This is a genomic window from Curtobacterium sp. 458 (assembly GCF_030406605.1).
Lineage (GTDB): Bacteria > Actinomycetota > Actinomycetes > Actinomycetales > Microbacteriaceae > Curtobacterium.
This window is the reverse complement of the sequence record NZ_CP129104.1, coordinates 1321885-1346556: the sequence shown is the minus strand read 5'-3', so window position 1 is coordinate 1346556 and position 24672 is coordinate 1321885. Positions and strand designations below refer to the sequence as shown.

Annotated in this window: 25 protein-coding genes; 14 read left to right on the top strand and 11 right to left on the bottom strand. The window is 71.2% G+C overall.

Annotation, left to right across the window (positions count from 1 at the left end):
* Positions 1-62 precede the first annotated feature (62 nt).
* Together QPJ90_RS06685 and QPJ90_RS06680 are read left to right on the top strand one after the other, a co-directional pair.
* On the top strand, positions 63-521 hold the full coding sequence (locus QPJ90_RS06685; RefSeq protein WP_290133656.1) for a GNAT family N-acetyltransferase: 459 nt from the start codon (positions 63-65) through the stop codon (positions 519-521).
* Complete coding sequence (locus QPJ90_RS06680) at positions 518-985, top strand: MGMT family protein (protein ID WP_290133655.1); 468 nt, start codon at positions 518-520, stop codon at positions 983-985. The genes QPJ90_RS06685 and QPJ90_RS06680 overlap by 4 nt, the downstream gene beginning before the upstream one ends.
* Here the strand turns inward: QPJ90_RS06680 and QPJ90_RS06675 are convergent.
* From QPJ90_RS06675 to QPJ90_RS06640, 8 genes are all read right to left on the bottom strand, one after another.
* A complete protein-coding gene (locus QPJ90_RS06675) occupies positions 943-1638 on the bottom strand; it encodes a DapH/DapD/GlmU-related protein (protein ID WP_290133654.1) in 696 nt (231 codons plus the stop codon). The two genes, QPJ90_RS06680 and QPJ90_RS06675, sit on opposite strands and share 43 nt — an antisense overlap.
* Before the next feature lie 76 nt (positions 1639-1714).
* Positions 1715-2140 (bottom strand): DUF805 domain-containing protein, encoded by a 426-nt coding sequence (locus QPJ90_RS06670; protein WP_290133653.1) that lies wholly within the window; start codon positions 2138-2140, stop codon positions 1715-1717.
* 37 nt (positions 2141-2177) lie between these two features.
* A complete protein-coding gene (locus tag QPJ90_RS06665; protein ID WP_290133652.1) occupies positions 2178-4268 on the bottom strand; it encodes an acyltransferase family protein in 2091 nt (696 codons plus the stop codon).
* Positions 4269-4398: 130 nt separating this feature from the next.
* Entirely contained in the window at positions 4399-6303 is a 1905-nt protein-coding gene (locus QPJ90_RS06660; protein ID WP_290133651.1) for an ABC transporter ATP-binding protein, read from the bottom strand.
* Entirely contained in the window at positions 6300-8123 is a 1824-nt protein-coding gene (locus QPJ90_RS06655; RefSeq protein WP_290133650.1) for an ABC transporter ATP-binding protein, read from the bottom strand. The genes QPJ90_RS06660 and QPJ90_RS06655 overlap by 4 nt, the downstream gene beginning before the upstream one ends.
* A gap of 687 nt (positions 8124-8810) precedes the next feature.
* A complete protein-coding gene (gene purH / locus QPJ90_RS06650; protein WP_290133649.1) occupies positions 8811-10439 on the bottom strand; it encodes a bifunctional phosphoribosylaminoimidazolecarboxamide formyltransferase/IMP cyclohydrolase in 1629 nt (542 codons plus the stop codon).
* Entirely contained in the window at positions 10436-11029 is a 594-nt protein-coding gene (gene purN / locus QPJ90_RS06645) for a phosphoribosylglycinamide formyltransferase (protein ID WP_290133648.1), read from the bottom strand. The genes purH and purN overlap by 4 nt, the downstream gene beginning before the upstream one ends.
* Before the next feature lie 29 nt (positions 11030-11058).
* A complete protein-coding gene (locus QPJ90_RS06640; protein WP_290133647.1) occupies positions 11059-13044 on the bottom strand; it encodes a DUF6350 family protein in 1986 nt (661 codons plus the stop codon).
* A 102-nt stretch (positions 13045-13146) separates the two neighbouring features.
* On the opposite strand from QPJ90_RS06640, the gene QPJ90_RS06635 reads away from it, so the two are divergent.
* Entirely contained in the window at positions 13147-13989 is an 843-nt protein-coding gene (locus QPJ90_RS06635) for a hypothetical protein (RefSeq protein WP_290133646.1), read from the top strand.
* 71 nt (positions 13990-14060) lie between these two features.
* Here QPJ90_RS06635 and sucD read toward each other — a convergent pair whose 3' ends face one another.
* Complete coding sequence (gene sucD, locus QPJ90_RS06630) at positions 14061-14954, bottom strand: succinate--CoA ligase subunit alpha (protein ID WP_290133645.1); 894 nt, start codon at positions 14952-14954, stop codon at positions 14061-14063.
* A gap of 15 nt (positions 14955-14969) precedes the next feature.
* Positions 14970-16139, bottom strand: coding sequence for an ADP-forming succinate--CoA ligase subunit beta (gene sucC, locus QPJ90_RS06625; RefSeq protein WP_290133644.1), 1170 nt, complete (start codon positions 16137-16139; stop codon positions 14970-14972).
* Between the two features lie 260 nt (positions 16140-16399).
* Here sucC and QPJ90_RS06620 point away from each other — a divergent pair, with 260 nt between their 5' ends.
* The 5 genes from QPJ90_RS06620 to QPJ90_RS06600 all read left to right on the top strand — a co-directional run bounded on the left by QPJ90_RS06620 (position 16400) and on the right by QPJ90_RS06600 (position 20390).
* A complete protein-coding gene (locus QPJ90_RS06620; protein WP_290133643.1) occupies positions 16400-18025 on the top strand; it encodes a RecQ family ATP-dependent DNA helicase in 1626 nt (541 codons plus the stop codon).
* Positions 18026-18299: 274 nt separating this feature from the next.
* A complete protein-coding gene (locus tag QPJ90_RS06615) occupies positions 18300-18752 on the top strand; it encodes an ester cyclase (RefSeq protein WP_290133642.1) in 453 nt (150 codons plus the stop codon).
* A gap of 43 nt (positions 18753-18795) precedes the next feature.
* Positions 18796-19089, top strand: a complete 294-nt coding sequence (locus QPJ90_RS06610; RefSeq protein WP_290133641.1) for a hypothetical protein — start codon at positions 18796-18798, stop codon at positions 19087-19089.
* Positions 19090-19129: 40 nt separating this feature from the next.
* Complete coding sequence (locus QPJ90_RS06605; protein WP_290133640.1) at positions 19130-19537, top strand: hypothetical protein; 408 nt, start codon at positions 19130-19132, stop codon at positions 19535-19537.
* Positions 19527-20390, top strand: coding sequence for an oxygenase MpaB family protein (locus QPJ90_RS06600; RefSeq protein WP_290133639.1), 864 nt, complete (start codon positions 19527-19529; stop codon positions 20388-20390). The genes QPJ90_RS06605 and QPJ90_RS06600 overlap by 11 nt, the downstream gene beginning before the upstream one ends.
* Here the strand turns inward: QPJ90_RS06600 and QPJ90_RS06595 are convergent.
* Positions 20363-20872 carry an FHA domain-containing protein gene (locus tag QPJ90_RS06595; protein ID WP_290133638.1) on the bottom strand — a complete coding sequence of 170 codons (510 nt, stop codon included), beginning with the start codon at positions 20870-20872 and terminating at the stop codon, positions 20363-20365. The genes QPJ90_RS06600 and QPJ90_RS06595 overlap by 28 nt on opposite strands.
* Before the next feature lie 101 nt (positions 20873-20973).
* Here QPJ90_RS06595 and QPJ90_RS06590 point away from each other — a divergent pair, with 101 nt between their 5' ends.
* The 6 genes from QPJ90_RS06590 to QPJ90_RS06565 all read left to right on the top strand — a co-directional run bounded on the left by QPJ90_RS06590 (position 20974) and on the right by QPJ90_RS06565 (position 24662).
* Positions 20974-21267, top strand: a complete 294-nt coding sequence (locus tag QPJ90_RS06590; RefSeq protein WP_290133637.1) for a WXG100 family type VII secretion target — start codon at positions 20974-20976, stop codon at positions 21265-21267.
* A 145-nt stretch (positions 21268-21412) separates the two neighbouring features.
* On the top strand, positions 21413-21670 hold the full coding sequence (locus tag QPJ90_RS06585) for a hypothetical protein (protein ID WP_290133636.1): 258 nt from the start codon (positions 21413-21415) through the stop codon (positions 21668-21670).
* Positions 21667-22875 carry a putative T7SS-secreted protein gene (locus tag QPJ90_RS06580; protein WP_290133635.1) on the top strand — a complete coding sequence of 403 codons (1209 nt, stop codon included), beginning with the start codon at positions 21667-21669 and terminating at the stop codon, positions 22873-22875. Before QPJ90_RS06585 ends, QPJ90_RS06580 begins: the two co-directional genes overlap by 4 nt.
* Positions 22876-22967: 92 nt before the next feature.
* Positions 22968-23534 carry a hypothetical protein gene (locus QPJ90_RS06575; protein WP_290133634.1) on the top strand — a complete coding sequence of 189 codons (567 nt, stop codon included), beginning with the start codon at positions 22968-22970 and terminating at the stop codon, positions 23532-23534.
* Positions 23527-24117: a hypothetical protein gene (locus QPJ90_RS06570; RefSeq protein WP_290133633.1), complete on the top strand. Its 591-nt coding sequence runs from the start codon at positions 23527-23529 to the stop codon at positions 24115-24117. Before QPJ90_RS06575 ends, QPJ90_RS06570 begins: the two co-directional genes overlap by 8 nt.
* Positions 24114-24662, top strand: coding sequence for a hypothetical protein (locus tag QPJ90_RS06565; RefSeq protein WP_290133632.1), 549 nt, complete (start codon positions 24114-24116; stop codon positions 24660-24662). The genes QPJ90_RS06570 and QPJ90_RS06565 overlap by 4 nt, the downstream gene beginning before the upstream one ends.
* The last annotated feature ends 10 nt before the right edge of the window (positions 24663-24672 follow it).

The following is a 24672-nucleotide window of genomic DNA, read 5'->3' as shown; positions in this document are numbered from 1 at the left end:
TTGCGGTATCGGTCCACGCGGCTCGCTGGCCCCCGGACTGGCGGCACGGATACGCTGACCGCATGGCCGATCTCCGTCTCGAACAGCTCTCCGCAGCGACCGCCGCCGCGGCCAACTCCCTGACGCTCAAGCCGGGGCAGGAACAGTTCGTGCAGCCGACCACCTACGGGCAGGCGGAGTCGGACGTGAAGCCCAGCTCCGCGTGGACCCGCGTCGTGCTCGACGGTGACGAGGTCGTCGGCATGATCATCGGCACGTTCGACGCCGACAACCCGGAAGAAGAGCTGCGCAGCGCGATCTGGCGGGTCAACGTCGCGGCGACGGCACAGGGCCGGGGCGTCGGACGCTTCGCGGTGCACGGCCTCGCGGACGAGGCACGCAGCCGGGGCTTCGAGCGTCTGACCGTCGTGTACGAACCCGGCGGCAGCGGCAGCCCCGAGGCCTTCTTCCGTGCGCTCGGGTTCGACTTCGTGCGCGAGACGCAGTACGGCGACCACTTCGCGGTCCTGACGCTCGGGTGACCCCTGACCCACCCGTGAGCGCCGAGCCGTCACCGGCGTTCGACTTCGGTGCCGCCGTCGCCGAGGTGGTCCGGAGCATCCCGTCCGGCCGCGTCATGACCTACGGCGACGTCGCCGCGGTCCTCGGGTCACGTGCCTCGCGCGCGGTCGGCAAGGTGATGGCCCACGAGGGCGCCGACCTGCCCTGGTGGCGCGTGGTGCGGTCCGGCGGGCACCCGCCCGTCCACCACGAGGCGCGCGCGCTCGAGCACTACCGCGCGGAGGGCACGCCGCTCGTGCACGGCGCCACGGCCTGGAGGCTCGACATGCGTCTGGCGCGCTGGTCACCCGACCCGGGTGACCGGTCGGACGACGTGACGGGCGGGGCGGGCGCACACCGCGCCTCCCGGCCGGGTCGCGCCACCGCCGGACCGGACCAGGGCTACGACCCGACGGATCCCGGGTTCCCGACCGACCCGTTCTGAACCGCGGTACCGGGCCCGGTCTCGTCGCGGGCCGCCGCGCTCGGACCCGGCACGGGTCCACCCGATCCGCTCGCGACGGCTGCCGTCACGGCGACGTCCGGCACGCCGGCGGACTCCGACGGCCGCAGGTCGCGGATGCGTCGGGCGGGGACGCCGGCGTAGAGCCCGCCGGAGCGGAGGTGTCCCGCGACGACCGCACCCGCGGCGACCACGACGTCGTCCTCGATGACGGCGCCGGGGAGCACCATGGTCCGGGCGCCGATCCAGACCCGCGCACCGATCGCCACCGTACGACCCGAGGCCGTCCGGTCCCAGTCGCCGGCGGCGTCGATGCTGTGGTGGCTCGTGACGATGAGCACCTGCATGCCGATCGCGGTGTCGTCGCCGATCGTCACTGGGGCGACGGCCTCGATCGAGACGTGCTTGTTGCAGAAGACGCCGGTGCCGATGGTCAGGTTCCGGGCCGAGCCGGTGAGGGCGAACCCGACGCCGGGGCCGGACCCGACGTGCGCTCCGGCGAGGTTCAGGAGCCCGCGGCGGACCACCCGCGGGACGAGCGCCGAGCCGAGCAGGGTGCTGAAGAGGACGTGCTCGGTACCGTACGTGAGGTCTTCGCGCAGGCGGGCCGCCGGGCCGCTCGGGGTGTGGGTCACACGCGAACAGTAGGTCGGTCCTGCCGTGTCCGTCCCCTGCTCCGGCGACTCTTGCGGGTTCCCGCTGCCGAACCTGTCAGAGGTCGAAGCGTGCGCCCTTCGGGTTCGCCGGGAGCAGGCACAGGACGAGGAACACGAGCGTGCCGATCCCCGGGACGACGTTCACGAACAGCCAGAACCCGGACAGGTTCGCGTCGTGCAGCCGTCGGGCACCGAGTGCGAGCGAGCCGATCAGGGTGACCAGGCCCCAGAGCACGAAGAGGTACGACCCGACGGGGTTCTCGAACAGCGGCGAGTCCGGGGTGAACGCCTGCGGGACGAGCTGCAGCGCCAGGCCGATCGCGAGCGACGTGATCCACCACCACCAGAACTCGGCCCGGGACGCACGGCCCGTGAAGACGGTGTACTTCCGCCAGAACCGTCGGACGGCCTCGGCGAAGGGCGCGCCGTAGAAGGGGTCGCGCAGGGCGACGCCGCCGGGCTGCACGCTGTCGTTGCTCATCCTGCAAGCCTGCCATCCCGTGCCGGGAGCGGATGGCTCAATCGTGGCGAGGAGACGATGCCGACGTCGTCGCGGTGTCGACCGCGGTCCGCAGGACGCCCGAGATCCGCTCCGCGAAGTCGCCGGTGATGTGCTGCCCGTCCTCCCGGACGAGGACGTTCCCCACCGTCGCGGGACAGACACCCGCGTCGTCGCAGTACCAGCCGGTCGTGTCGACGAAGTGCGCGTTCGGTCGTTCCTCGGCGACGCGGCGTTCGACGGCGGCGGCCAGGGCGTACGCCTCGGAGAGCCTGGTCGCACACGCGTCCGGACCGGTCCACCGGAGCGCCGCGCACCGTGCACGGTCGGGTCCCTGCGGCACGGCCGCGAGGAACACGACGGCGGCGCCGGACGGACGCACCGCATCGGCGAGGTCAGCTGCAGCGCGGAACCAGTTCTCCGCAGCGCGTCGACCGCTCGGCCGCCCGACCTGCTGCGCCAGACCGTCGTAGGCGTGCGTGACGATGACGACGTCCGGCGAGGAACGGTTGACCTCGCGGACCGCCGCCGCACGCTGCGCGTCACACCGCGCGCGTGCAGCCGGGGTCTTCCCCTCGACGGTGATGCCGATCATCGGGCACCCGTTCGCCGTGAGTCCCCGGACGAGCGCGTCCGTTCCGAACGCGAGCTCGACCGCAGGCATCAGGGAGGCTCCGACCGAGCTCCCGATGACGGTCACGGACCGTTCCGCACGGGGGTCACCGAAGCGACAGGACCCCGGGTCGGACACGTGCGTCCAGGCACACGCCTCGAAGCCCTCGGGCGGACCGGCGAGGTCGGAGTCGAGGCCGGGGGTCAGATCGACCGGCCAGGACTTCGCCCGGACGCCGGCGTCGACCGCCGCGGAGAGCGCTGCCGCGTTCCACGGCGGAGCCGCCGCGTGGTCGTGGCCCCCGCCCTCGCTGCCGACCGTCGACCGCGCACTGGTCACGGAACCCACCATCGCCAGCACCGCGGCCACGGACGCCGCGGCCAGGAGCCCCTTCGGGAGCGGACTCCGTGTGCTGCGACCGAGCCGCAGGGCGGGCAGCTCGACGAAGCGCCGGGAGAGCAGGCCGAGCAGCACACCGACGACGATCGCGATCCCCGCGCCCACGACCCGCTGCCCGGGGAGGAGGACACCGCAACCGATGACCACCGGGTAGTGCCAGAGGTAGATCGAGTACGAAGCATCGCCGATCACCTGCACCGGACGGGATCGCAGCAGCGGCAACGGCGGGAGCGCGCGGCCGGCGGCGAGAATGAGGGCCGTGCCGGCGACCGCGAGGAGCGCGTCCGGGATCGGCACTCCGCCGGAGGGCGGGCCGACGACCGTCGCGGCCGTGATCGCCACGAACCCGGCGGCCACGAACCCTGCGCGCACGCGTTGTCGGTCCCGGATCCGCTCGGGCCGAGCACGGACCGGTCGGGAGCCGACGGGGACGGAAGCGGCACCGAGCAGGGCTCCCGCGCCGAACTCCCACGATCGCACACCGGTGTCGAAGTAGGCAGCGCTCGGGTCGACTGCCCCGGCGACCGCTGCCCAGATCGCCGATGCGGTCAGCAGCGCGACGGCCACCCGGACCGCCACGGCACGGTAGCGGCGTGGGCTCCTCGCTCGGGTGACCCTCCACGGGGCGAGCACCAGCGCCGGGAACACCAGGTAGAACTGCAGCTCGACGCTGAGCGACCAGAAGTGCTGGAACGGGGATGCCGACGAGGACGCTCCCCAGTAGTCGGTGTCACGCGCCAGGAAGACCCAGTTGACCACACCCAGCGCCGCTGCGGCGCCGTCACCGAGGACCGGGGCGGAGGTGCCGCTCCGGAGCGCGACGAGCGACACGAGCGAGACCACCACGATCGTCGTCGTGGCGGCCGGTGCCAGGCGCCAGAAGCGTCGGGCAGCGAAGGCGAGCACCGCGAAGCGGTCGCTCGCCGACTTCTCCCGCACCATCGACCGGGCGATGAGGTACCCCGAGACGACGAAGAACGCGTCGACGCCGATCCAGCCCGAGGGCGGGAGCCCGGTGGCATGCACCGACACGACCGACAGGACGGCGAGGGCGCGGAGCGCGTTGATGTCTGTCCGGAAGCGAGAGGTGCTGCTCACACCGGAATACTAGTGCTGGCACATCACATCCGAACAGAGTTCCGCGGCACCCCTCCGTCGCGCACGCCGGCCCCGCCGGACGGACGACGCGCCCCGGCAGACCGCGGCGCGTCGTCGTGTCCGGCTCGGATCACACGAGCGAGTCGCGCCAGGCGGCGTGGAGCTGGGCGAACCGTCCGGTGCCGGCGATGAGGTCCTCCGGCGTGCCGTCCTCGACGATGCGTCCGTGCTCCATCACGAGCACGCGGTGCGCGATCGCGACGGTCGACAGGCGGTGCGCGATGATCACGGCCGTGCGGTCGGCGAGGAGGGTCTCGAGGCCCTCCTGCACGAGCCGCTCGGACGGGATGTCCAGCGACGCCGTCGCCTCGTCCAGGATGAGCACCTTCGGGTCGGCGAGGAACGCCCGCGCGAACGAGAGCAGCTGGCGCTGCCCCGCGCTCACCCGGCCGCCGCGCTTGTTCACGTCGGTGTCGTACCCGTCCGGCAGCGCCATGACGAACTCGTGCGCGCCGACCGCCTTCGCCGCACGCTCGATCTCCTCCCGGGACGCCCCGGGCTTCCCCAGCGCGATGTTGTCCGCGACCGAACCGGAGAACAGGTACGCCTCCTGCGTGACCATGACGATCGCGCGGCGCATGTCCTTCGTGTCGAGTTCCCGCAGGTCCACCCCGTCGAGCTGCACGGACCCCTCCGACGGGTCGTAGAAGCGCGCCATGAGCTTGGCGAGCGTCGACTTCCCCGCACCGGTGGACCCGACGAGGGCGATCGTCTGACCGGCCGGGATGTGCAGGTCGAACTCCGGCAGCACGACCTTGTCCGCGTTGTAGGCGAACACGACGTCGTCGAAGTCCATCTTCCCGCTGGCGTCGGCGAGGCGGGTGGGCTTCACCGGGTCCGGCACGCTCGGCCGTTCCTCGAGCACCCCGGAGATCTTCTCCATCGCGGCCGAGGCCGACTGGTACCCGTTGTAGAACATCGCGAGCTCCTGCGCCGGGTCGAAGAACCGCTTGGCGTACAGCGCGACCGCGAGCAGCGCGCCGACCTCGAGCGACCCGCCGACGATCCGGAAGCCGCCGACGACGACGACCGCGGCCAGCGTGACGTTGCCGATGAGCACGAGCACCGGGTCGAAGGTCCCGAACAGGTTGAACACCTTCGTGTTCGCCAGCCGGTAGTCCTCGACGTAGCGGCCGTACTCGTCACGGTTGCGGGACTCCTTGCGGAAGGCCTGCACCGCCCGGATGCCCGTCATCGTCTCGACGAAGTGCACGATCACCCGGGCCGAGGTGACGCGGGTGGCCCGGAAGAGCGTCTGCGAGTTCGTCTGGAACCAGCGGATCAGGAACCACAGGGGCACGAGCGACACCGCGAGCACGAGCCCGGACGTCGGATCGAGCGCCACGAGGGCGATCGCCGTGAACACCATGTAGAGCACGCCCTGGATGAGCTGGTTCAGCCCGGAGTCGAGCAGTTCGCGGATGGAGTCGAGGTCGCTCGTCTGGCGGGAGATGATCCGACCCGACGTGTACGTCTCGTGGAACTCGAGCGACAGCCGCTGCGTGTGCAGGAACACCCGCTTGCGGAGGTCGAACAGGATCGCCTGGCTGATCCGGGCCGCCAGCACGGTGTACCAGGCGGTCAGGACCGCGCCGGCGATCGCCACGACGATGTACGTCGCGACGACACCGAACGCCGGCACCCAGTCGTTCCGGTCGAGCACCGCCGGCAGGGCGTTGTCGATGCCCCACGCGATCAGCGCCGGACCGGCCACGGTCCCCGCGGTGGAGACCACGACGACGATGCCGAGCAGCACGAGGCGTGCCTTCAGCGGAGCCGCGAGCGACCCGAGCAGGGCGAGGGAGCGACGCCGCAGGCGCTTGCTCTCCGCCTTGGTGAAGTCGTCGCGCTCCTCGCCACGGACACCGAGCGTGGTGATCGACGCGGTGACCGGCTGCTGGACGTCGTCGATGTCGGGCGCGTCGGTCGACTGCGCCGCCGTCTGGGCTGGCAGCTGCTGTTCCTGCTGGCTCATGCCATCGCCTCCTCTCGTGCGGTGGCGTCGTCCTCGTCGAGCGAGGAGATGACGTAGCGGTAGTGGTCGTTGGTGGCCATCAGCTCCGAGTGGGTGCCGACGGCGGTGACGACGCCGTTCTCCATGAGGGCGACGCGGTCCGCGAGCGTCACCGTCGACGGACGGTGCGCCACGATGAGCGACGTCGTCTCGGCGAGGACGCGGCGCAGACCCGCCTCGACCCGGGCCTCGGTGTCGACGTCGAGCGCCGACAACGGGTCGTCGAGGACGAGGACCGACGGACGAGCGGCGATCGCACGGGCGAGCGCCAGACGCTGCCGCTGACCACCGGAGAGCGACAGCCCCTCTTCCCCGACCCGGGTGTCGACACCGTCGGGCAGGTCGTCCACGAAGGACGCCTGTGCGATGTCGAGCGCCTCGCGCATCACGGCCTCGGCCTCGTCACCGGACAGGTCCGGCCGTCCGAGCAGCACGTTGTCCCGCACCGAGGTCGAGAACAGCGTGGCGTCCTCGAACGCGACGCCGACGTGCCGCCGGAGCTCCTCGCGCGTGAGGTCACGGATGTCGACGCCGTCGATCGTGACCGAACCGCCGGTGACGTCGTACAGCCGGGGCACGAGCGAGAGCAGCGTGGTCTTGCCGCAGCCGGTGAGCCCGACGAGCGCCATGGTCTCGCCCGGACGGAGCTGCAGTTCGACGCCGTTGATGAGGTCCGGGTACTGCGGGGCGGAGTCCTGGTAGCGGAAGTGCACCCCGTTGAAGGACAGCGCGCCGTGCGGCTCCTCGATGGTCCCCGGCTCCCGCGGGTCGGTGATCGTGTTCTCCGAGTCCATGACCTCGAAGAAGCGGTCGACCGCCGTGCGGGTGTCGAAGGTCATCGAGAGCAGGAAGCCGATCGACTCGATCGGGAACCGCAGCACCGTCGCCGTCGCGAAGAAGCCGAAGAACTGGCCGACGGAGAGCTGCCCCTGCGACGCCAGGTAGATCCCGGCGAGGAGGCACAGTGCGAACGCCACGTCCGGCACGAGCAGCAGCCAGAGCCAGATGCCCGCGACGGCCTTGGCCTTCTCGATCTCGGTGCCGCGGAGCGCCTCGGCCTGCTCGCTGAACTCGTCGAGCTTGTACCGGCCGCGGCCGAACGCCTTGAGGACGCGGATGCCGTGCACGGACTGCTCCACGCTCGTGGCGAGGTCACCCACCTGGTCCTGGCTGCGACGGGCCACGACCGAGTACTTGCGCTCGAACAGCAGGCCGTTGATCCACAGGGGGATCGACGCGACGAGGAACACCAGGCCGAGCAGCCACCCGAAGGTGAACAGCACGACGAAGCCGACCACGATCGTCACGATGTTGACGACGAGCAGGACGACGCCGAACGCCAGCCACCGGCGGATGAGCGACAGGTCGGACACCGACCGGGACAGCAGCTGGCCGGACTCCCAGCGGTCGTGGAAGGCCACCGGCAGGTCCTGCAGCTTCGCGTAGAGCGCGTTCCGCATGCTCGTCTCGATCCGTGTGGACGGACGCATGACGAGCCGACGGCGCGAGGCGATGAAGAACGCCTCGAGCACGCCGAGCGCGAGCACGGCCAACCCGGCGGGCCAGATCTGTGCGGCGTCCTTCGAGGACAGCGGCCCGTCGACGAGCCACTGCAGGACGTAGGGAATCGCGAGCGCGACCAGCGAGGCACCCATGGCGGCGAACATGCCGCCGATGAGGCGCCGCTGGTACGGCTTCACGTAGGGGTAGATCCGCGCGATGGCGCGGAAGGTCGAGGGGCGGTCGGTGGACGGGCGCGCCTGGTCTGGCGTCTTGGACATGGGGTCTGCGTCCTCGTGCGTCGTGCCGGTCCCCCGGATCGGTCGCTGCTGTCGCAGCAGCCGGCCTGGAGGCACGGTGTCCGTTGCGTGGTGGTCGTCGGCCGAGCGGGTGGTCGCGTCGCGGGCCGTGGCCGCCCTGGTCGGGCGGGTGCGGTGTCGCGTCGCGGCCGTCCGCCGCCGCTGGTCGTGCGGCGTCGGTTCGGTCGGAGTGCACCGGGGACGTGGTGGTCCCCGGGTTCAGGCGTGGGCTCGCGCAGGCCCGTGCTCGTCGTCGCCGGTGGTCGTCCGGCGACTCGTCGCGTGCTCGTCGTCGTCGGAGGAGACCGACGGCTCGTCGCTGGCTGTGGGAAGCAGCCCTACGCGGACAGCGGTGCCGAGACGGCGGGCGTACCCGGGAACGGGTACGGCGCGACGGCTGCGGGTGCGATCCGCGGTCGTGCGTCGGGAGCGGTCCCCGCGAGGCGCACGATGTCCGCACGGGCTGCCATGGCCGTGGTTCCGGTCGTCGTGTGCATCGTCACTCCAGTCGTCGTCTTCGTCACCGTTGTGTCCCGCGGTGCCGCCGACCGCTCTGCAGTGTCCTGCTGGGTCGTCGGCGTGCCTGTCGCGGAGCCTTACAGACTATTCACAGTCGAACGTGGCGCGCAAGCGTTTTCCGGAGTTGCCGGTCGTTCCGGGTTGATGGACTCAGTGGAAGAAGTGCCGCTCACCCGTGAGGTACATCGTGACGCCGGCTGCCTTCGCGGCGGCGATCACCTCGTCGTCGCGGACACTGCCCCCGGGTTGGGCGACGGCGCGGACCCCGGCGTCGAGCAGCACCTGCAGCCCGTCGGCGAACGGGAAGAAGGCGTCGGACGCCGCGACCGATCCGGCAGCGCGGTCACCGGCACGGCTGACCGCGAGGTGGCACGAGTCGACGCGGTTCACCTGGCCCATGCCGACACCGACGCTCGCGCCGGCGTTCGCCAGCAGGATCGCGTTCGACTTCACCGCACGGCACGCCTTCCACGCGAACGCGAGGTCGGCGAGGGTCTGGTCGTCCGCGGGCTCGCCCGACACGAGGGTCCAGGTGGACTGGTCGAACCCGTCGAAGCGGTCGGCGTCCTGGACGAGGAAGCCGCCGGAGACCTGCTTGACCTCCTGCGGGACGAGCGCGAAGTCGGCCGGGAGCTGCACGAGACGGATGTTCTTCTTGCGGGAGAGGACCTCGAGCGCCTCGGGGTCGAACGCCGGGGCCACGACGACCTCGGTGAAGATGTCCGCGACGGTCTCGGCCATCCCGAGCGTCACCGGGCGGTTCGCCGCGATCACCCCGCCGAACGCCGACAGCGGGTCGCAGGCGTGCGCCGCAGCGTGGGCCGAGGCGATCGGGTCGGCCGCGTCCGTCGGGGCGACCGCGATGCCGCAGGGGTTCGCGTGCTTGATGATCGCGACGGCCGGCTCGGCGAAGTCGTACGCGGCGCGGACGGCCGCGTCGGCGTCGACGTAGTTGTTGTACGACATCTCCTTGCCGTGCAGCTGCGTCGCCTGCGCGATGCCGGTGCCGTGCTCGGAGCGGTAGAGCGCCGCACGCTGGTGCGCGTTCTCGCCGTACCGGAGGGTGGCGGCCAGCCCCGCGTCGACCGTGAGGTGCTCCGGGAAGTCCGCACGGGCCTCCCGGTCGTCACCGTTGCTCGCGTCGGACGCGACCACGTCCGTCGCGAAGTACGAGGCCACCGCCGTGTCGTAGGCCGCCGTGTGAGCGAACGCCTGCGCCGCCAGGCGCTTCCGGAGGTCGAGCGTCGTCCCACCGGCGCGAACGGCCTCGACGACCTCGGCGTAGGAGCTCGGCGAGACGACGATCGCGACGTTCGGGTGGTTCTTCGCCGACGCGCGGACCATCGCCGGGCCGCCGATGTCGACGTTCTCGACGACGGTGGCGGTGTCCGCACCGGACGCCACCGTCTCGACGAACGGGTAGAGGTTGACGACCACGAGTTCGAAGGCCTCGATGCCGAGCTCGGCGAGCTGCTGCTCGTGCGACTCCAGGCGGAGGTCGGCGAGGAGCCCCGCGTGCACGGACGGGTGCAGGGTCTTCACGCGGCCGTCGAGCGACTCCGGGAAGCCCGTGACGCTCGAGACGTCGGTGACGGCGAAGCCCGCGTCGCGGATGGTCTGCGCGGTCGATCCCGTCGAGACGATCTCGACGCCGGAGTCGGCGAGCGCACCGGCCAGCTCGAGCAGGCCGGACTTGTCGGAGACCGAGATGAGCGCGCGGCGCACGGGCACCACGTCACGGTCGCGGTACAGGCTGGGGTCGGCGGCGTGCACGCTCATGCGTTCGAGGGGCCCTTCAGGTCGGTCTTGCCGTTGGCGATGTCGAGGACGGTCTGGATGAGCAGGCGACGCTCGACCGGCTTGATGCGGTCGTGCAGCGTCGACTCGGAGTCGCCCGGCAGCACCGGGACGCGCTCCTGCGCGAGGATCGGCCCGGAGTCGACGCCGTCGTCGACCGCGATGACGCTCGCGCCGGTCTCCGTGACGCCGGCGGCGAGGGCGTCACGCACGCCGTGGGCGCCGGGGAACTCGGGCAGGTACGCGGGGTGGGTGTTGATGATCCCCGGGGAGAACTCGGCGACGACGGCCGGCGGCAGCAGGCGCATGAGGCCGGAGAGCACGAGGAGGTCGGGCGTCCACGGGCGGATCTGCTCGGCGAGCGCGGCGCCCCACTCGGCACGGCTCGCGTACCGGGAGTAGGGGACCGTGAAGGTCGGGATCGAGAACTCCTCGCCGAGTCCGAGGCCCTCGGCGTCGCGGTCGGCCCCGATCGCGACGACACGGGCGGGGTACTCGGCGTCCGTGGTCGCCTCGAGCAGCGCCCGCAGGTTCGACCCGGTACCGGAGATCAGGACGACCAGTTCGAGCACGGGGTCCAGCCTAGCGGGGCTCGGGCGCGCTACTCCGTCGACTTCGGCTTGCGCCACCAGGGCAGCTCGTCCTCGGGGATCTGGTCGGTGCGGTCCCACCTCGGGCGCGAGGGGGTGCCGTCGGCGCGCCGGGGTTCGTGCGGCGGGCGCACGGGTTCGGCACGGTCGACCGCGTCCGTGTCGTCGTGGTGCCCGGCGACGAACTCCTCCGTGCTCCACGGGAACGCCGGCTGCTGCTCGGTGCCCGGCGCGGTCGGCAGCGGCACGGGCTGGTCGCCGACGCGGTCGCCGCCGTGGTCGCCGCCGATCCGGTCGCGGACCGCGGCCGCGCGGTCACGGACGCCACCGCGCACCCCGTCGGCCGCACTGCGCAGGCGGTCCCGCACGCTCCCGAGGGCGGCGCGAGCCAGCTGGCCGTCGGTGGCGGTCGTGCGGTCGACCCGGTCGGAGGCGACGACGTCGGTGCGCGCCCACTCGGGCAGCTCGACGTCCTCGTCGTCCGCGTGGTCGGGCCGGTCCCGATCGGCCGTCGGCGTCGGGACGGGACCTGCTCGCTCGTCGTCGAGCCCGGTGACCGGCTCGGTGACGGCCCCGGTGGCGGAGGGGCCCGCTGCCGCTGCGCCGGTGGTGCGCGTGGAGTGGGGGTCGTGGACCTCCTCGACGACGAAGCGGTGCACATCCGTGGTGCGCCCGGCCCCGGCGCGGTCGAGCGCGTCGATCAGCGATCCCTCGGCGGCGTCGGCGTCGGCGCCCGCGTCGTCCTCCGCAGCCTCGGTCCAGCGTTCCCGCTGCTCCGGCAGCCGGACGAGGTCGCTGCCGACGGCGAGCGCGACGATCGCCGGCGCCCCGACCTCGAGGGCCGCGAACGCCCCCACGACGAGTGCGTGCGGGCCGACGTCGGCGAGCCGCCCCGGCCCGAGCGACCCCGAGGACACCCACGCCACCGCGCCCGTGAGCACGCCGGCGACGAGCCCGGCCGCGACGCCGCCGAGTGCCCGGTGCAACGCGGAGTCGGCGTCACCGAGTGCCCGGACGAGCCGGGGGCGCAGGAGTCCGGCGACCGCGAACCCGGCGACGACCGGCACGAGGACCCAGACGAGCCCGAAGGTGTGCCCGGACGCCGGCAGCGCGCCGAAGACGGGGATGCCGGGGATGGGGCCTAGGACCGTGCCGACCGGGGAGACGCTCGAACCGGTGCCGATCGCGAACCCCGGCCCGACGAGCCACGCGGTGGCCCAACCGACGAGGTCGGGCAGGAACGCGAGCTGTCCGACCGTCAGCGCGATCCCGCCGACCACCCCCGCATGCGACCGCTCGTACAGCGTGATCACCTCGGCGAAGGAGGCGAAGAGCAGGACCGCCACCACGAGTCCGGCGACGGCGACGACCGCGGCCGTCGCGGCGGTACCGGCCCGGAGACCGAAGCCGGCGACGGCACGCCAGACCGCGGGGACCCGCTCGACGAGGTCGATCGCCCGCTGCGACACCGCGTCCGCCGGGAGCATCCGGCGCACGCGGCACACCTCGGAAGCGACGAAGGCGGGGATCCCGAACCAGAGCGCGGGGAAGACGACCGCCTGCCAGGTGCTCGGCTGTGTGGCGGCCGAGGTCGACGACAGGGCGACCGCGAGGCCGAGGACGGCGACGACCGCAGTGCCGACGAGCACGCCCGTGGTGCGGTGGGCGGTCTCGGCGAAGCGGCGTCCGGCACGGGCCCCGAGCCAGGCCGTGACGATCGCGAACCCGAGGGCCGCGAGGGTGACGTGGATCGGCGCCGACGCCCCGCTCACGCCCGACGCCTTCGCGGCTGCCGCCCCCAGCAGGAAGGTGACGTCGACCCCGTGTCCGACGAGCCAGATGCTGCCGCTCGCCTTCCAGAACACGTCCCAGTCGACCTGCAGCCCGTACTCGAAGCCCCAGAGCAGGGTGAGCGGCACGAGGGCGATCCCGACGCCGACACCGACCGTCACGATCCCCTCGATCGCGGCGAGCACGGCGGTTCCCAGGCGGTTCATCCGGGCCAGGGTACGTGCTGGCCGGGCTTCGGAGAGGAAGCCGCGCGGTGACCGATCGCCCAACTCCTTGTCAGGCTTGTATTTCGTATTCATAATGTTCGTATGCACACTCTCGCGCTCGCCGCCCGCAAAGCCGCTCGCATCAGCACGCTCCGGCTCCGCAACGCCACCGCGGGCACGCACGCGTGCGTCGCTGACGAGGGACCCGTGGTCAGCATGACGAGCTACGGCGAGCGCATCGCGTCGGCGCACCTCGCGTTGGAGAGCATCGCGGCGGGTTCGCTGCGGCCCGGTCGACTGATCCTCTGGCTCGACGACGAACGCGCCGTTCGGGCACCGACACCCGGCCTGCGACGACTGATCGGACGAGGTCTCGAAGTGCGCCACGCCGAGGACGACGGTCCGCACAAGAAGTACTACCCGTACGTGCAGTCGGAGCGGATCCACCGGGTACCGCTGGTCACGGCGGACGACGACTGGCTCTTCCCCCGCCGGTGGCTCGAGACCCTGGTGCGGGCGCACGCCGTGGACCCGTCGACGAACACGACGCACCGCGCGCGTCACATCCCGCTCCTCGATGGCGGCGTCGCCCCGTACGCCGAGTGGGACCGGATCGGCGCGCGGGGCGCCTCACCGAGGAACCTCGCGACCGGCGGTTGGGGCCACGTGATGACGCCGCGCATGCTCGATGCACTCCGCGGCCGTCACCACGAGTTCCGCGCCACCGCACCGCGGGCCGACGACATCTGGTTGCACCGGGTCGCCGTGGAGTCCGGCACCGCACCGAAGTCGGTCGGACGCTACGACCACCGGCACATCCTCCACGTCCCCATCGGCTCGGGCCCCACGCTCGCGGAGACGAACGTCGACGACGGCGGGAACGACCGACAGGTCGCCGCGGCGTGGACGCCCGACGTCATCGCACGCATCGCAGCGGCAGCCTGAACAGCAGGAGGCACGGTGCGGACCCGCACCGTGCCTCCAGGCTGTTCCGGACCGACGGTCCGACGAAGCCGCTACGCCGTCGCGGCGGCGACCACCTCGCGCAGCAGCGCTGCGGTCTCGGACGGCGTCTTGCCGACCTTCACGCCGGCCGCCTCGAGTGCCTGCTTCTTCGCCTCGGCCGTGCCCGCGGAGCCGGACACGATCGCGCCGGCGTGCCCCATGGTCTTGCCCTCGGGCGCGGTGAAGCCCGCGACGTAGCCGACGACCGGCTTCGTGACGTGCGCCTTGATGTAGTCGGCCGCACGCTCCTCGGCGTCGCCGCCGATCTCACCGATCATGACGATCGCCTCGGTCTCGGGGTCGGCCTCGAACGCGGCGAGCGCGTCGATGTGCGTCGTGCCGATGACCGGGTCGCCGCCGATGCCGATGGCGGTCGAGAAGCCGAGGTCACGGAGCTCGTACATCATCTGGTAGGTCAGGGTGCCGGACTTCGAGACGAGCCCGATCGGCCCCTTCCCGGTGATCGTGGCCGGCGTGATGCCGACGAGGGACTCACCGGGCGTGATGATGCCGGGGCAGTTCGGGCCGATGATGCGGGTCGTGCCGCCCTTCGCCTTCGCGTGCGCCCAGAACTCCGCGGAGTCCTGCACCGGGATGCCCTCGGTGATGACCACGACGAGCGGGACCTCGGCGTCGATGGCCTCCATGACGGCGTCCTTCGCGAACGCCGGCGGGACGAAGACGATCGAGACGTCGGCGCCGGTGGTGTCCACGGCCTCGCGGACGGAGCCGAACACCGGGAGTTCGACGTCGCCGTGCGTGACGGTCGTGCCGGCCTTGCGAGCGTTCACGCCGCCGACGACCTGGGTACCGGCCTTGAGCATGAGCGCGGTGTGCTTGGTGCCTTCACCGCCCGTGATGCCCTGGACGATGACCTTGGAGTCCTTGTTGAGGAAGATCGACATTGTTCTGCAGGCTCCTTACGCCGCGGCCGCGGCGAGCTCGGCGGCCTTCTCGGCCGCATCGTCCATGGTCGCGGCGACGGTGACGAGCGGGTGCGCCGCCTCCGCCAGGATCCGACGACCCTCTTCCACGTTGTTGCCGTCGAGGCGCACGACGAGCGGCTTGGTGGCCGAGTCGCCGAGGATGCCGAGCGCGGCGACGATGCCGTTCGCGACGGCGTCGCACGCGGTGATGCCGCCGAAGACGTTCACGAAGACGCTCTTCACCTGCTCGTCCCCGAGGATGACGTCGAGGCCGTTCGCCATGACCTCGGCCGAGGCGCCGCCGCCGATGTCGAGGAAGTTCGCGGGCTTCACTCCACCGTGGCGCTCACCGGCGTACGCGACGACGTCGAGCGTCGACATGACGAGTCCGGCGCCGTTGCCGATGACGCCGACCTCGCCGTCGAGCTTCACGTAGTTCAGGCCGTGCTGCTTCGCCTTGGCCTCGAGCGGGTCCTCGCTCGCGGTGTCCTCGAGCGCCTTGTGGTCCTCGTGCCGGAAGTCGGCGTTCTCGTCGAGCGAGACCTTGCCGTCGAGCGCGAGGATCTGTCCGTCGCCCGTGCGCACGAGCGGGTTCACCTCGACGAGGGTGGCGTCCTCGCCCTGGTACACGTCGTAGAGCTTGACGAAGACGTCGGCGACCTGGTCGACGAGCTCCGCCGGGAACCCGGCCTGCTCGGCGATCGCCCGACCGGTTGCGGCGTCGATGCCGGTCAGCGGGTCCACCTCGACCCGGGCGAGGGCCTCGGGCTTCTCGACCGCGAGCTGCTCGATCTCCATGCCGCCCTCGACGCTCGTGAGCGAGAGGTACGAGCGGTTCGCCCGGTCGAGCAGCACCGAGAAGTAGAACTCCTCGGCGATGTCCGCGCCCTGGGCGACCATCACGCGCTGCACGGTGTGGCCCTTGATGTCGAGGCCGAGGATCGCCTGCGCGTGCTCGTACGCCTCGTCGGGGGTCTTCGCGACCTTGACGCCGCCGGCCTTGCCGCGACCGCCGACCTTCACCTGCGCCTTGACGACGACCACGCCGCCGATCTTCTCGGCCGCTGCCCTCGCCTCCTCGGGGGTGTCGGCGATGATCCCCTGGAGGACGGGGACGCCGTAGGACTCGAAGAGGTCCCTGGCCTGGTACTCGAAAAGATCCACGCTGTTCTTCTTCCCGCACGTTCCGTGCGATCGGCATCGGTTACCCGGTCGCCACACTCCACATCGAGGGTCGCTCGATGTCGAGACAACGGCCGCGGTCAGCCTAGCGCCGGCAGGTGGACGCGGGGTGCGCGGCAGGTGCGGTCGCGCGGGACGCGCGGTGCGCTGGCGGCCGGGAGGCACGGGTCGTCTCCGCAGGGCAGCATCCGCAGGGCGCATGGCCGGGCGGGCGCCCAGCGGCACCGGACGAGGGTGACCGGGTGCTCGACGAACTCCGTACCCGCGCCGCCGACGTCTTCGGCTGGGACCTCCGACCCGCGCAGGAGACCGTCATCGACGCGGTCCTCGGCGGCCGCGACGCCGTCGCCGTGATGCCGACCGGGTCCGGCAAGTCCGCGATCTACCAGGTCGCCGGACTGGCGCTCGACGGACTGGTGGTCGTCGTCTCGCCCCTCGTCGCCCTGCAGGAGGACCAGGTCGTCGGGCTGGAGGACCACCCCGACGCCCCGCGCGCCGTGACGGTGAACGCGACCCACTCGCGCCGTGACCTCGACGACGCCTGGGCGCAGGTCGAGTCCGGTGAGGTCCGCTACGTCTTCCTCGCTCCTGAGCAGCTCGCGAAGGACGAGGTCGTCGACCGGCTCCGTGCTGCCGGGGTCGCCCTCGTGACCGTCGACGAGGCGCACTGCGTGTCCTCGTGGGGCCACGACTTCCGCCCGGACTACCTCGTCCTCGGCGAGGTCGTCGAACGGCTCGGTCGGCCACCGGTGCTCGCGATGACGGCGACGGGGTCGTCCCCGGTGCGTGCCGAGATCATCGAACGCCTGGGGATGCGCGACCCGCTCGTGCTCGCCACCGGGTTCGACCGGCCGGAGCTGCGCTTCGAGGTCGTGCGGCACGCCGACGCCGAGGACAAGCGCGAAGCGGTCGCCGAGCAGGTCGCCGGGCTCGAGGGCGCCGGCATCGTCTACGTCGCCACCCGCGCGGAGACGCTCGAGTACGCGGACGTGCTCGTCGAGACGGGGCGGCGCGCGATGCCGTACCACGCGGGCCTCCGCGTCCGTGACCGCGAGGCCGTCCACCACGCGTTCCTGGACGGCGAGGTCGACGTGGTCGTCGCGACGAGCGCGTTCGGCATGGGGATCGACAAGCCCGACGTCCGCTTCGTCGTGCACGTCGACGTGCCGGAGTCGGTGGACGCCTACTACCAGGAGGTCGGGCGCGCGGGACGCGACGGCCAGCCCGGGGTCGCGACGATGCACTACCGGGCGGAGGACCTCGGCCTGCGGCGCTTCTTCGCCTCCGGGAGCCCGCGGCCGGCGACCCTGCGCGCCGTGTTCGACGCCGTCCCCGCCGACGGGGTCGTCGCACGGTCCGGGCTCGCCGAGCGGTCCGGTCTCGCCACCCGGACCGCAGGGCGCGCCGCGAACGCCCTCGTCGAGGCCGGAGTCCTGGTCGACGGCCCGGACGGTGTCCGCCGCGCGGACGGCGCTCCGACCACCGCCGAGGCAGCGGCGGGGCGCGCGAAGGACCGCGCGGCCGAGCGGGAGCAGATCGAGGAGTCGCGCATCGCGATGATCCGCCGGTTCGCGGAGACCGACGAGTGCCGTCGCCAGTTCCTCCTCGGGTACTTCGGCGACGAGCTCGCGGAGCCGTGCGGCAACTGCGACACCTGCAGCGCCGGGACCGCCGCGGCCGCGCACTCCGCCGACGGGTCCCACGACGCGTCGTGGCCACCGGACGCACCCGTCGAGCACGCGGAGTGGGGCCGCGGCACCGTGATGAGCACCGAGGACGACCGCCTCACGGTCTTCTTCGAGTCGGCGGGCTACCGCACGCTCGCTCTCGCCGACGTCGAGGAGCGCCACCTGCTCGAGCGCGTCTGATCGCGACACCGCGGTGGCGGGAAGCCGGCTCGCAGGGGAAGGCGCGGCCGCTCGACCACCCGTCGGCGACCGCGCTCCACTCCCCCGAGCACCGTGAGCATGCACCGCCGCCGTGTCGTGGAGGTGACCACACGGTGAACGCGACCCGAACCCGGCCCGCTCGCCGCGCCTCCAGGCCGGCCCGGTGCGTGCACCGGACACCCGTCCCCCGGACCATCCGGTCGCTCCGACCTCCGTCGCGTACGCAGGAAGACCACGACGAGAGGAACACCACATGAGCACCGACGTCAACCAGGCCGCGCAGGAGCGCCTCGGCGGCATCATCCAGGACCGCGCCTTCGACCGCTTCGGCGAGGTCTGGGCCGAGGACGTCGTCGACCACGACCCGGCGCCGGGCCAGGCCCCCGGGCTCGCGGGCATCGTCGACTTCTGGCAGGACTTCACGACGGCGTTCCCGGACCTCGAGCTCACCCCGGACCCGCTGGTCGTCACCGACGACTTCGTCACCGCGGTGTTCACGATCCGCGGCACCCACTCCGGCCCGTTCGAGGGGCACGAGCCGACCGGCAAGTCGTTCGAGGTCCGCGGCATCCAGGTGGCGAAGTTCCGCGACGGCAAGATCGTCGAGCGCTGGGGTGCCACCGACGAGCAGGGTCTGGCGCAGCAGCTCGGGCTCGACGACGCATCGGACGAGGACCACGGGGACGTCCGCTTCGTGTCCGCCTAGGGGCCGCGCGTAGACAGGACACCCACACGACGAGAGGAACGCCATGACCGACCCCGGCACCACCCCGAACGACGGCCCCGACACGGAGGGCTTCCGTGACGACGACGTGGACACCGAGCACACCGGCCCGTACGAGGTCGACGACCGCGAGGAAGCACTCGAGACCGTGACGAACGACGCGGTCGGCGGCGAGACCGTCGAGCCGCAGCCCGGCGACGGGACCGCGTCCGGCCCGACCGGCGGCGCCGAGCGCGAAGAGGCTCCGGACCTGTGGGAGCACGAGGGCGACGAGGACCACCCCGACCTCGGGAACGACCTCGGCACCAAGCCGCTCTGACACCGGCGCTGACCAGCATCGTGCTGACTAGCATCGGGGCGTGATCTCCCGACTCCGGCAGCGCCTCGGCCGACACCCCGGCACCGCGCGGCTGGTGTCGGTCGCGGGCCTGCTGCTGATCGCGGCGGCAGCGACGCTCGGTGTCCGGTCCGGTGTCACGGCGTGCGGACCGCAGACGTTCGGTCCCGCCTGCACGGCCGGGAACCTCGGTTGGCTCGCGCTCCTCGCGGTCGGTGTCCTCGCGGCGGTCGTCGCGGGGACCGGCGTCCTCTGGCCGCTGCCCGCCATCTGGACGGTCGCGGCGCTCCTCTCGGCGGCACGCGACGACGTCGGGAGCACGACCTTCCTCGTCGTCGCGACCACCGTCGGCCTCGCCGCGCTCGTCGCGGCGGTCTGGGTGGACGTCTCGCCCCGTGCACGACAGCGGCGGGCACGACGTGACGACTGAGCGGTCGACGGGCACCGACCGGACGGGAGGCACGGCGCACGACCCGCACCGTGCCTCCCGTCCGGCGTCCACTCGCGATCGCGCGTTCCGTCGCCTGCTGGCGGACAGCACGCCCGTGGCGGCCGGCGGCCGCGCCATCCTGCTGCAGATCGCGGACCCCGTGGTCGCGGCCGGGGTCCGACGGCACTCCGACTTCGCGCGGCGGCCGCAGCAGCGGCTCGCGCACACCCTGTCGTTCGTCTTCGCGGTGGTCTCGGGTACGCCCGCCGACGCGGCGATCGCGGCCTCCTTCGTGAACCGCGCGCACGTGCCCGTCACGGGGGCCGACGACGTGGACCGGCAGCTCTGGGTCGCCGCGACGCTCTTCGACTCGGCGCGGCAGGCGCACGCTGCCTTCGGGTCCGACGTCTTCGCTGTCCGGGCCGAGGAGGTCCTGCAGGCCTACGCGCCGATCGGGACCGCGCTCCGGGTGCCGCCGTCACGCTGGCCGAGGTCGGTGGCCGCGTTCGACCGGTACTGGGTGGAGACGCGCGACGGGCTGACCGTCACCGACGACGCGCGCGGTGTCGTCCGCGACCTGTTGCACCCGCGGTTCGCGCCCTGGTGGGTGCGGGCGGCGATGCCGCTCGTGCGGGTCGTGACCGTCGGGATGCTGCCGGAGCGGATCCGGGCCGGGTACGGCTTCGCGTGGGGGCCTCGGGAGCGGCGGCGGTACGAGCGGGCCGTGCGGGTGCTCCGCGTCGTGCGCGCGCTCGTGCCGGGGTGGCTCCTGCGGCTGCCGGGGCCGTTGCTGGTCCGGGCGATGCGGCGGGCTGCTCGTCGGCGTCAGCCGGCGAGCACGCGGACCGCGTAGTCGCCCACCATGAGGACGTCCCCGGGTCGCGCGACGACCTGCGCGCCGCCGACGCTCGGCTCCCGCGCACCGGAAGCCCGTACCACCACGGTGCCGTTCGCCGAACCGAGGTCCTCGACCACGAGCCCGCCGCCACCCGTCGGACGGACCGCCGCGTGCTCGCGCGAGACCGAGCGCCCGGGGTCGTCGAGCAGTACCGCCCGCCGACCGGGGGCGGTCGCCACCTTGCGGCCCAGGACCACCGGCTGGTCCAGCGGTACGACGTTGCCCGGCGCGACCTCGAGGACGACCCGCGGCGCCACGCCGATCGTCGGGAGCGACGGCTCGGTGTGCACCTCGACGTCCGGCTCGCGGTCCGGCACCGGAACCCTCGGGAGGACCCACGCGCGGGAGAGGTGACCGGCCTGCCGGTCACGCTCGACCTCGGCGTGCGTGACGACCGGACGCTCCGGCGTCCGCTCCTCCTTGCAACGTCGTGCCAAGGCGTACCCCTCGTCCTGCTTCCTGTCCCCACCTGGTGCGAGATTCGTCGGAAACCAGTATCGTCCTAGTACATCAGATACCGCATCGGGAGGGTATGCACATGGCAAACGTCAATGTCACCTACGACGATCTCCGCAACCAGGCTTCGCAGCTGCGCAACGGCCAGAAGGCCATCGAGGACCAGCTGAGCCAGCTCAAGAGCCAGATCGACAACCTCGTGTCGTCGGGCTACGTCACCGACAAGTCGTCGAAGGCGTTCGACGGGACGTACTCGGAGTTCAACTCCGGCGCGACGCAGACGATCCAGGCGATCGACGGCATGGCCGGCTTCCTCGAGAGCGCCGCGAACACGCTCGAGTCCACGGACGAGCAGCTCGCGTCGAGCATCGGCTAGTCAGGCTCTGCACGACGGTGGCCGGCACCTGGGGGTGCCGGCCGCCGCTCTCGCCGCAGGGGCGGCGACACTTGCAGCACGAGCGTGAACCCGGGGGAAGAGGAAGACAGTGGCAGGCGGAACGCTGCGCTACAGAGGCGCAAAGATGGAGTCCCTCTGGAGCGACCTCAGTGCAGTGAAGCACGAGTTCGACAACGCGGACCAGCACTCGGGCGACGCGGCCGATGCCGTCGGCCACCCCGAGCTCGCCAGACGGATCCGCTCTTTCTCGTCGGGGTGGGACAGCCACCGCCGCGACCTGAGCGAATCGATCGAGAAGCTCGCGAAGATGGCGCTCACCATCGACAACGCGTTCGACGACTCGGAGACCGAACTCGTGAAGTCCATTGCGGGTGAGCAGTGAGCGCGCTCGCGTCAGGTCCGACCGGTGACCCGAGCGCTGTCCAGGCCATGGCGCGCCAGTACCACCAGGTGGCCTCCGCGATCAGCGGTGCCGCGAGCACCTTGAAAAGACTCGACAACTCTGACTCTGAAAGCAAGGCGGTCACGGCGTTCCTCAAGAAGGCCGGGGATCTCGCCGACAAGCTCGGCGGTGCCGAGGGTCGGTACTCCGGCACAGGCGACGCGTTGAACGAGTACGCCGGCGCACTCTCGACAGCGATCGACGAAGCTTCGTCTGCCAGCCACCTGCACGACCAGAGCCAGACGGAGGCTCGATCCTCTACTCGGTCCCGGGATCGCTACCAAGACCTCGCCAACTCCTCGACCGACCCGGATCAGCAGCAGGAGTACCAGATTCTTTCGGACACGCAGCGGAGTCGGGCCGAGAGCGCCCAGGCCGAGGCAACGCGCGCAGCGAGCATGATGCGGTCCGCGCTCGAAGGACTCGAGACCGCGGCGCAACGCGCGATCGCGAAGATCGACGACAGCGTCGACGACGGTCTGGACGACAGCGCGTGGGACGACTTCAAGCAGTGGATGAAGGACAACGACGAGTGGATCTCGGTGGTCCTCAAGGTCGCCCAGTTCGCCGGTACCGTTCTCGCGATCGCAGCACTCCTCTTCCCGCTCACCACATGGCTCGGCGTGCTCGCTCTGAGCGTGATGGCACTCGCTACCGCGGGGGATGTCGCCAAAGCCGCAGCGGGCACGGGCTCCTGGGCCGATGTTGCGCTTGATGCCGTAGGCCTCCTGACGTTCGGTGCCGGCAAGCTCGCCGTGTCTGCGGGACGGACCGCGGTCAACGCAGTCGCCCGTTCTCGCGTGCAGTCGATCGTGTCCGACGGGATGGCGGAACGCGCCGCGTTCCAACGTGTCGCTCGGAGCTACAGTCGCATCCCACGCGAAGGGATCTACGACAAGTACCGCTTCCTTGCGGCAGGGGATGAAGAACTCGCGCACATGGTGCAATGGATCCGTCGATCGCAGGTAGGTGCTGTGGGGCAGAGCCCGACCGCCGTTGCGCGGCTCGAGCGGGTCCTGGCCACGGGGATCGGAGTCGGCTGGACCGGAGTCGGGCTCGACGGATTCGGCTGGGCCAAGGACTACATTCCGCTCTGGAAGAAATTCGACCACTGGGCAACCGCGCCGATCGGCCCGCGGTTCTGACGCACGCGATGACCGACACGGTCCCGGAGTCGTACACATTCGCACTCCCTGCGGGGTGGCTACACGTTCCGAAAGGCGACTACGCCACGTGGATGGAGCGCACTCTCGAGGCGGTTCCAGCACCGACTCAGGCGAGCGATTCGTGGCGGGCTGAGGTAGGAACCTTGTTCGAGGAGGCTCGCGCCGCAGATCACACGCAGAGCGTGCTGGACAGCTACATGACGGCTGGCCCGCTGCCGGGCACTTCGGTTGCGGCAAGCATGACGATCTCGCGGGTATCGATGACGGTTGCCGACGGCCATTCCACCTCGGACATCCTTCTCGCACGCAGTTTGGCACCAGGGGCAGAGGTGATCGAAGTCGCACGAACGGCCGCAGTTCTCGTTCCCCTGGAGAGCGCTGCACCGCCGGTAGACCGCTCGGCTCGGGTGCTGAGTTCGACGGGGGCGTTCATCGAAGTCCCCGGCCACGCCGACTTCATCATCGCGATCGTGTTCACCGTCGTCTCCGAGCACCCAGAGGTGCTCGAAGAACTGCGGCACGCGGAGCGCCACGTGAACGAGGCGCTCTTGACGCTGTTCCGTGCACTCCTCGCAACCTTCCGCTGGGCGGATGCAGACGGACGTGTCCTCCCGTCCCCGGAGGACATTCGTGGTTGACGCGGACCCCCAGCGAGCCATGCTGCGAATCGAGCTCGATGCATCAGACTGGCTGTTCGCCGAAAACGAAGACGGACCGACTCGTGCGCAACGCATCCAGCACTGGCACACATCCACTGCTCCGCGCGAACAGATGGACGACGCCATGCGGGCGTGGCTGGAGTTGACCCTCGAGGCGTTGGCTCCTTCGAACTCGGATGAGTTGGTTGCCGTCCACCTTCCCTCGATGGCAGCTTCACCGACCACCGTTCGAGTGCGTTTCACGACTGACATCCCGACGTGCGAGCTCGACCTCGATGAAGTCGTCCGACGATCGCTCGGGAACACGGTCGAACCTCCGAAGGTCGAACCACATGCTGCTGTGCAGCTCGGGAGAGGTGTCCGCGCGGTCGGTTTCCGATCGCGAGGGCCCGGGCGAGAGCTCGATGGCTCCCTTGCCTTCGGCTTCCGAGCCGGTCAGATCGTCGTTTCGGTGCTCTGCGCGAACGCCGACTTCGGAGCTCTTGTGCGACACGCATCCGCCGTCATGGAATTCGTTGATGCGATCAGCATCGTCAACACGAACGAAGAAGGATCAAGTTGATCAGCATCGAAGCGCAGGACGTCGAAGATGAATGGGTCGTCGTACCGAACGATCTGCAGCAGGCGTCCGACCGAGTAATCGAGAAGTGGTCAGCACGCGCCGCGCGTTCGGTTCTCCCGAAGCGCTTTCTGCGTCAGGACCCAGAGCAGTTTCCCATTCAGGCTTCTCTCGCGGCAGCTGCGGTGATGACCAGCCCGGACGAACGCGCTTTCGTCCTGCGCGCCGCCCTTCCCGCAGCGTTCTTGCCCGTCCGACTTCACTGGCGCGAATCGGAGACTCATGACGATGATGCACTTCGAGAACTTGCCATGCCGTCCTTGAAGCAGGTCAGCATCGCTGAACCAGAGCCCTGGCGTTCGCCCACGGGCTCGTCGGGTCTGCGTTCCACGATCTCGCGGGAACACGCTCCCCACGGTTGGGTCGCGAGTTTCCCGTTCCAGCAGGTGCTCGTGCAGGTCAAGGTGGATGTCGGACCGCGGGACGCGGAGATCATGGAAGCGCCGATAGGCCGTCTTCTCTCGAGACTTCGTGTACGCGTCCTCTGATCTTGCGAAG

What these genes read in the sequence shown, in the direction of transcription:
- QPJ90_RS06685 (WP_290133656.1), top strand. Translation starts at nt 63, where the DNA reads ATGGCCGATCTCCGTCTCGAACAGCTCTCCGCAGCGACCGCCGCCGCG.
- QPJ90_RS06670 (WP_290133653.1), bottom strand. Translation starts at nt 2,140, where the DNA reads ATGAGCAACGACAGCGTGCAGCCCGGCGGCGTCGCCCTGCGCGACCCC.
- QPJ90_RS06660 (WP_290133651.1), bottom strand. Translation starts at nt 6,303, where the DNA reads ATGAGCCAGCAGGAACAGCAGCTGCCAGCCCAGACGGCGGCGCAGTCG.
- QPJ90_RS06655 (WP_290133650.1), bottom strand. Translation starts at nt 8,123, where the DNA reads ATGTCCAAGACGCCAGACCAGGCGCGCCCGTCCACCGACCGCCCCTCG.
- purH (WP_290133649.1), bottom strand. Translation starts at nt 10,439, where the DNA reads ATGAGCGTGCACGCCGCCGACCCCAGCCTGTACCGCGACCGTGACGTG.
- QPJ90_RS06640 (WP_290133647.1), bottom strand. Translation starts at nt 13,044, where the DNA reads ATGAACCGCCTGGGAACCGCCGTGCTCGCCGCGATCGAGGGGATCGTG.
- QPJ90_RS06635 (WP_290133646.1), top strand. Translation starts at nt 13,147, where the DNA reads ATGCACACTCTCGCGCTCGCCGCCCGCAAAGCCGCTCGCATCAGCACG.
- sucD (WP_290133645.1), bottom strand. Translation starts at nt 14,954, where the DNA reads ATGTCGATCTTCCTCAACAAGGACTCCAAGGTCATCGTCCAGGGCATC.
- QPJ90_RS06615 (WP_290133642.1), top strand. Translation starts at nt 18,300, where the DNA reads ATGAGCACCGACGTCAACCAGGCCGCGCAGGAGCGCCTCGGCGGCATC.
- QPJ90_RS06610 (WP_290133641.1), top strand. Translation starts at nt 18,796, where the DNA reads ATGACCGACCCCGGCACCACCCCGAACGACGGCCCCGACACGGAGGGC.
- QPJ90_RS06590 (WP_290133637.1), top strand. Translation starts at nt 20,974, where the DNA reads ATGGCAAACGTCAATGTCACCTACGACGATCTCCGCAACCAGGCTTCG.
- QPJ90_RS06585 (WP_290133636.1), top strand. Translation starts at nt 21,413, where the DNA reads ATGGAGTCCCTCTGGAGCGACCTCAGTGCAGTGAAGCACGAGTTCGAC.
- QPJ90_RS06575 (WP_290133634.1), top strand. Translation starts at nt 22,968, where the DNA reads ATGGAGCGCACTCTCGAGGCGGTTCCAGCACCGACTCAGGCGAGCGAT.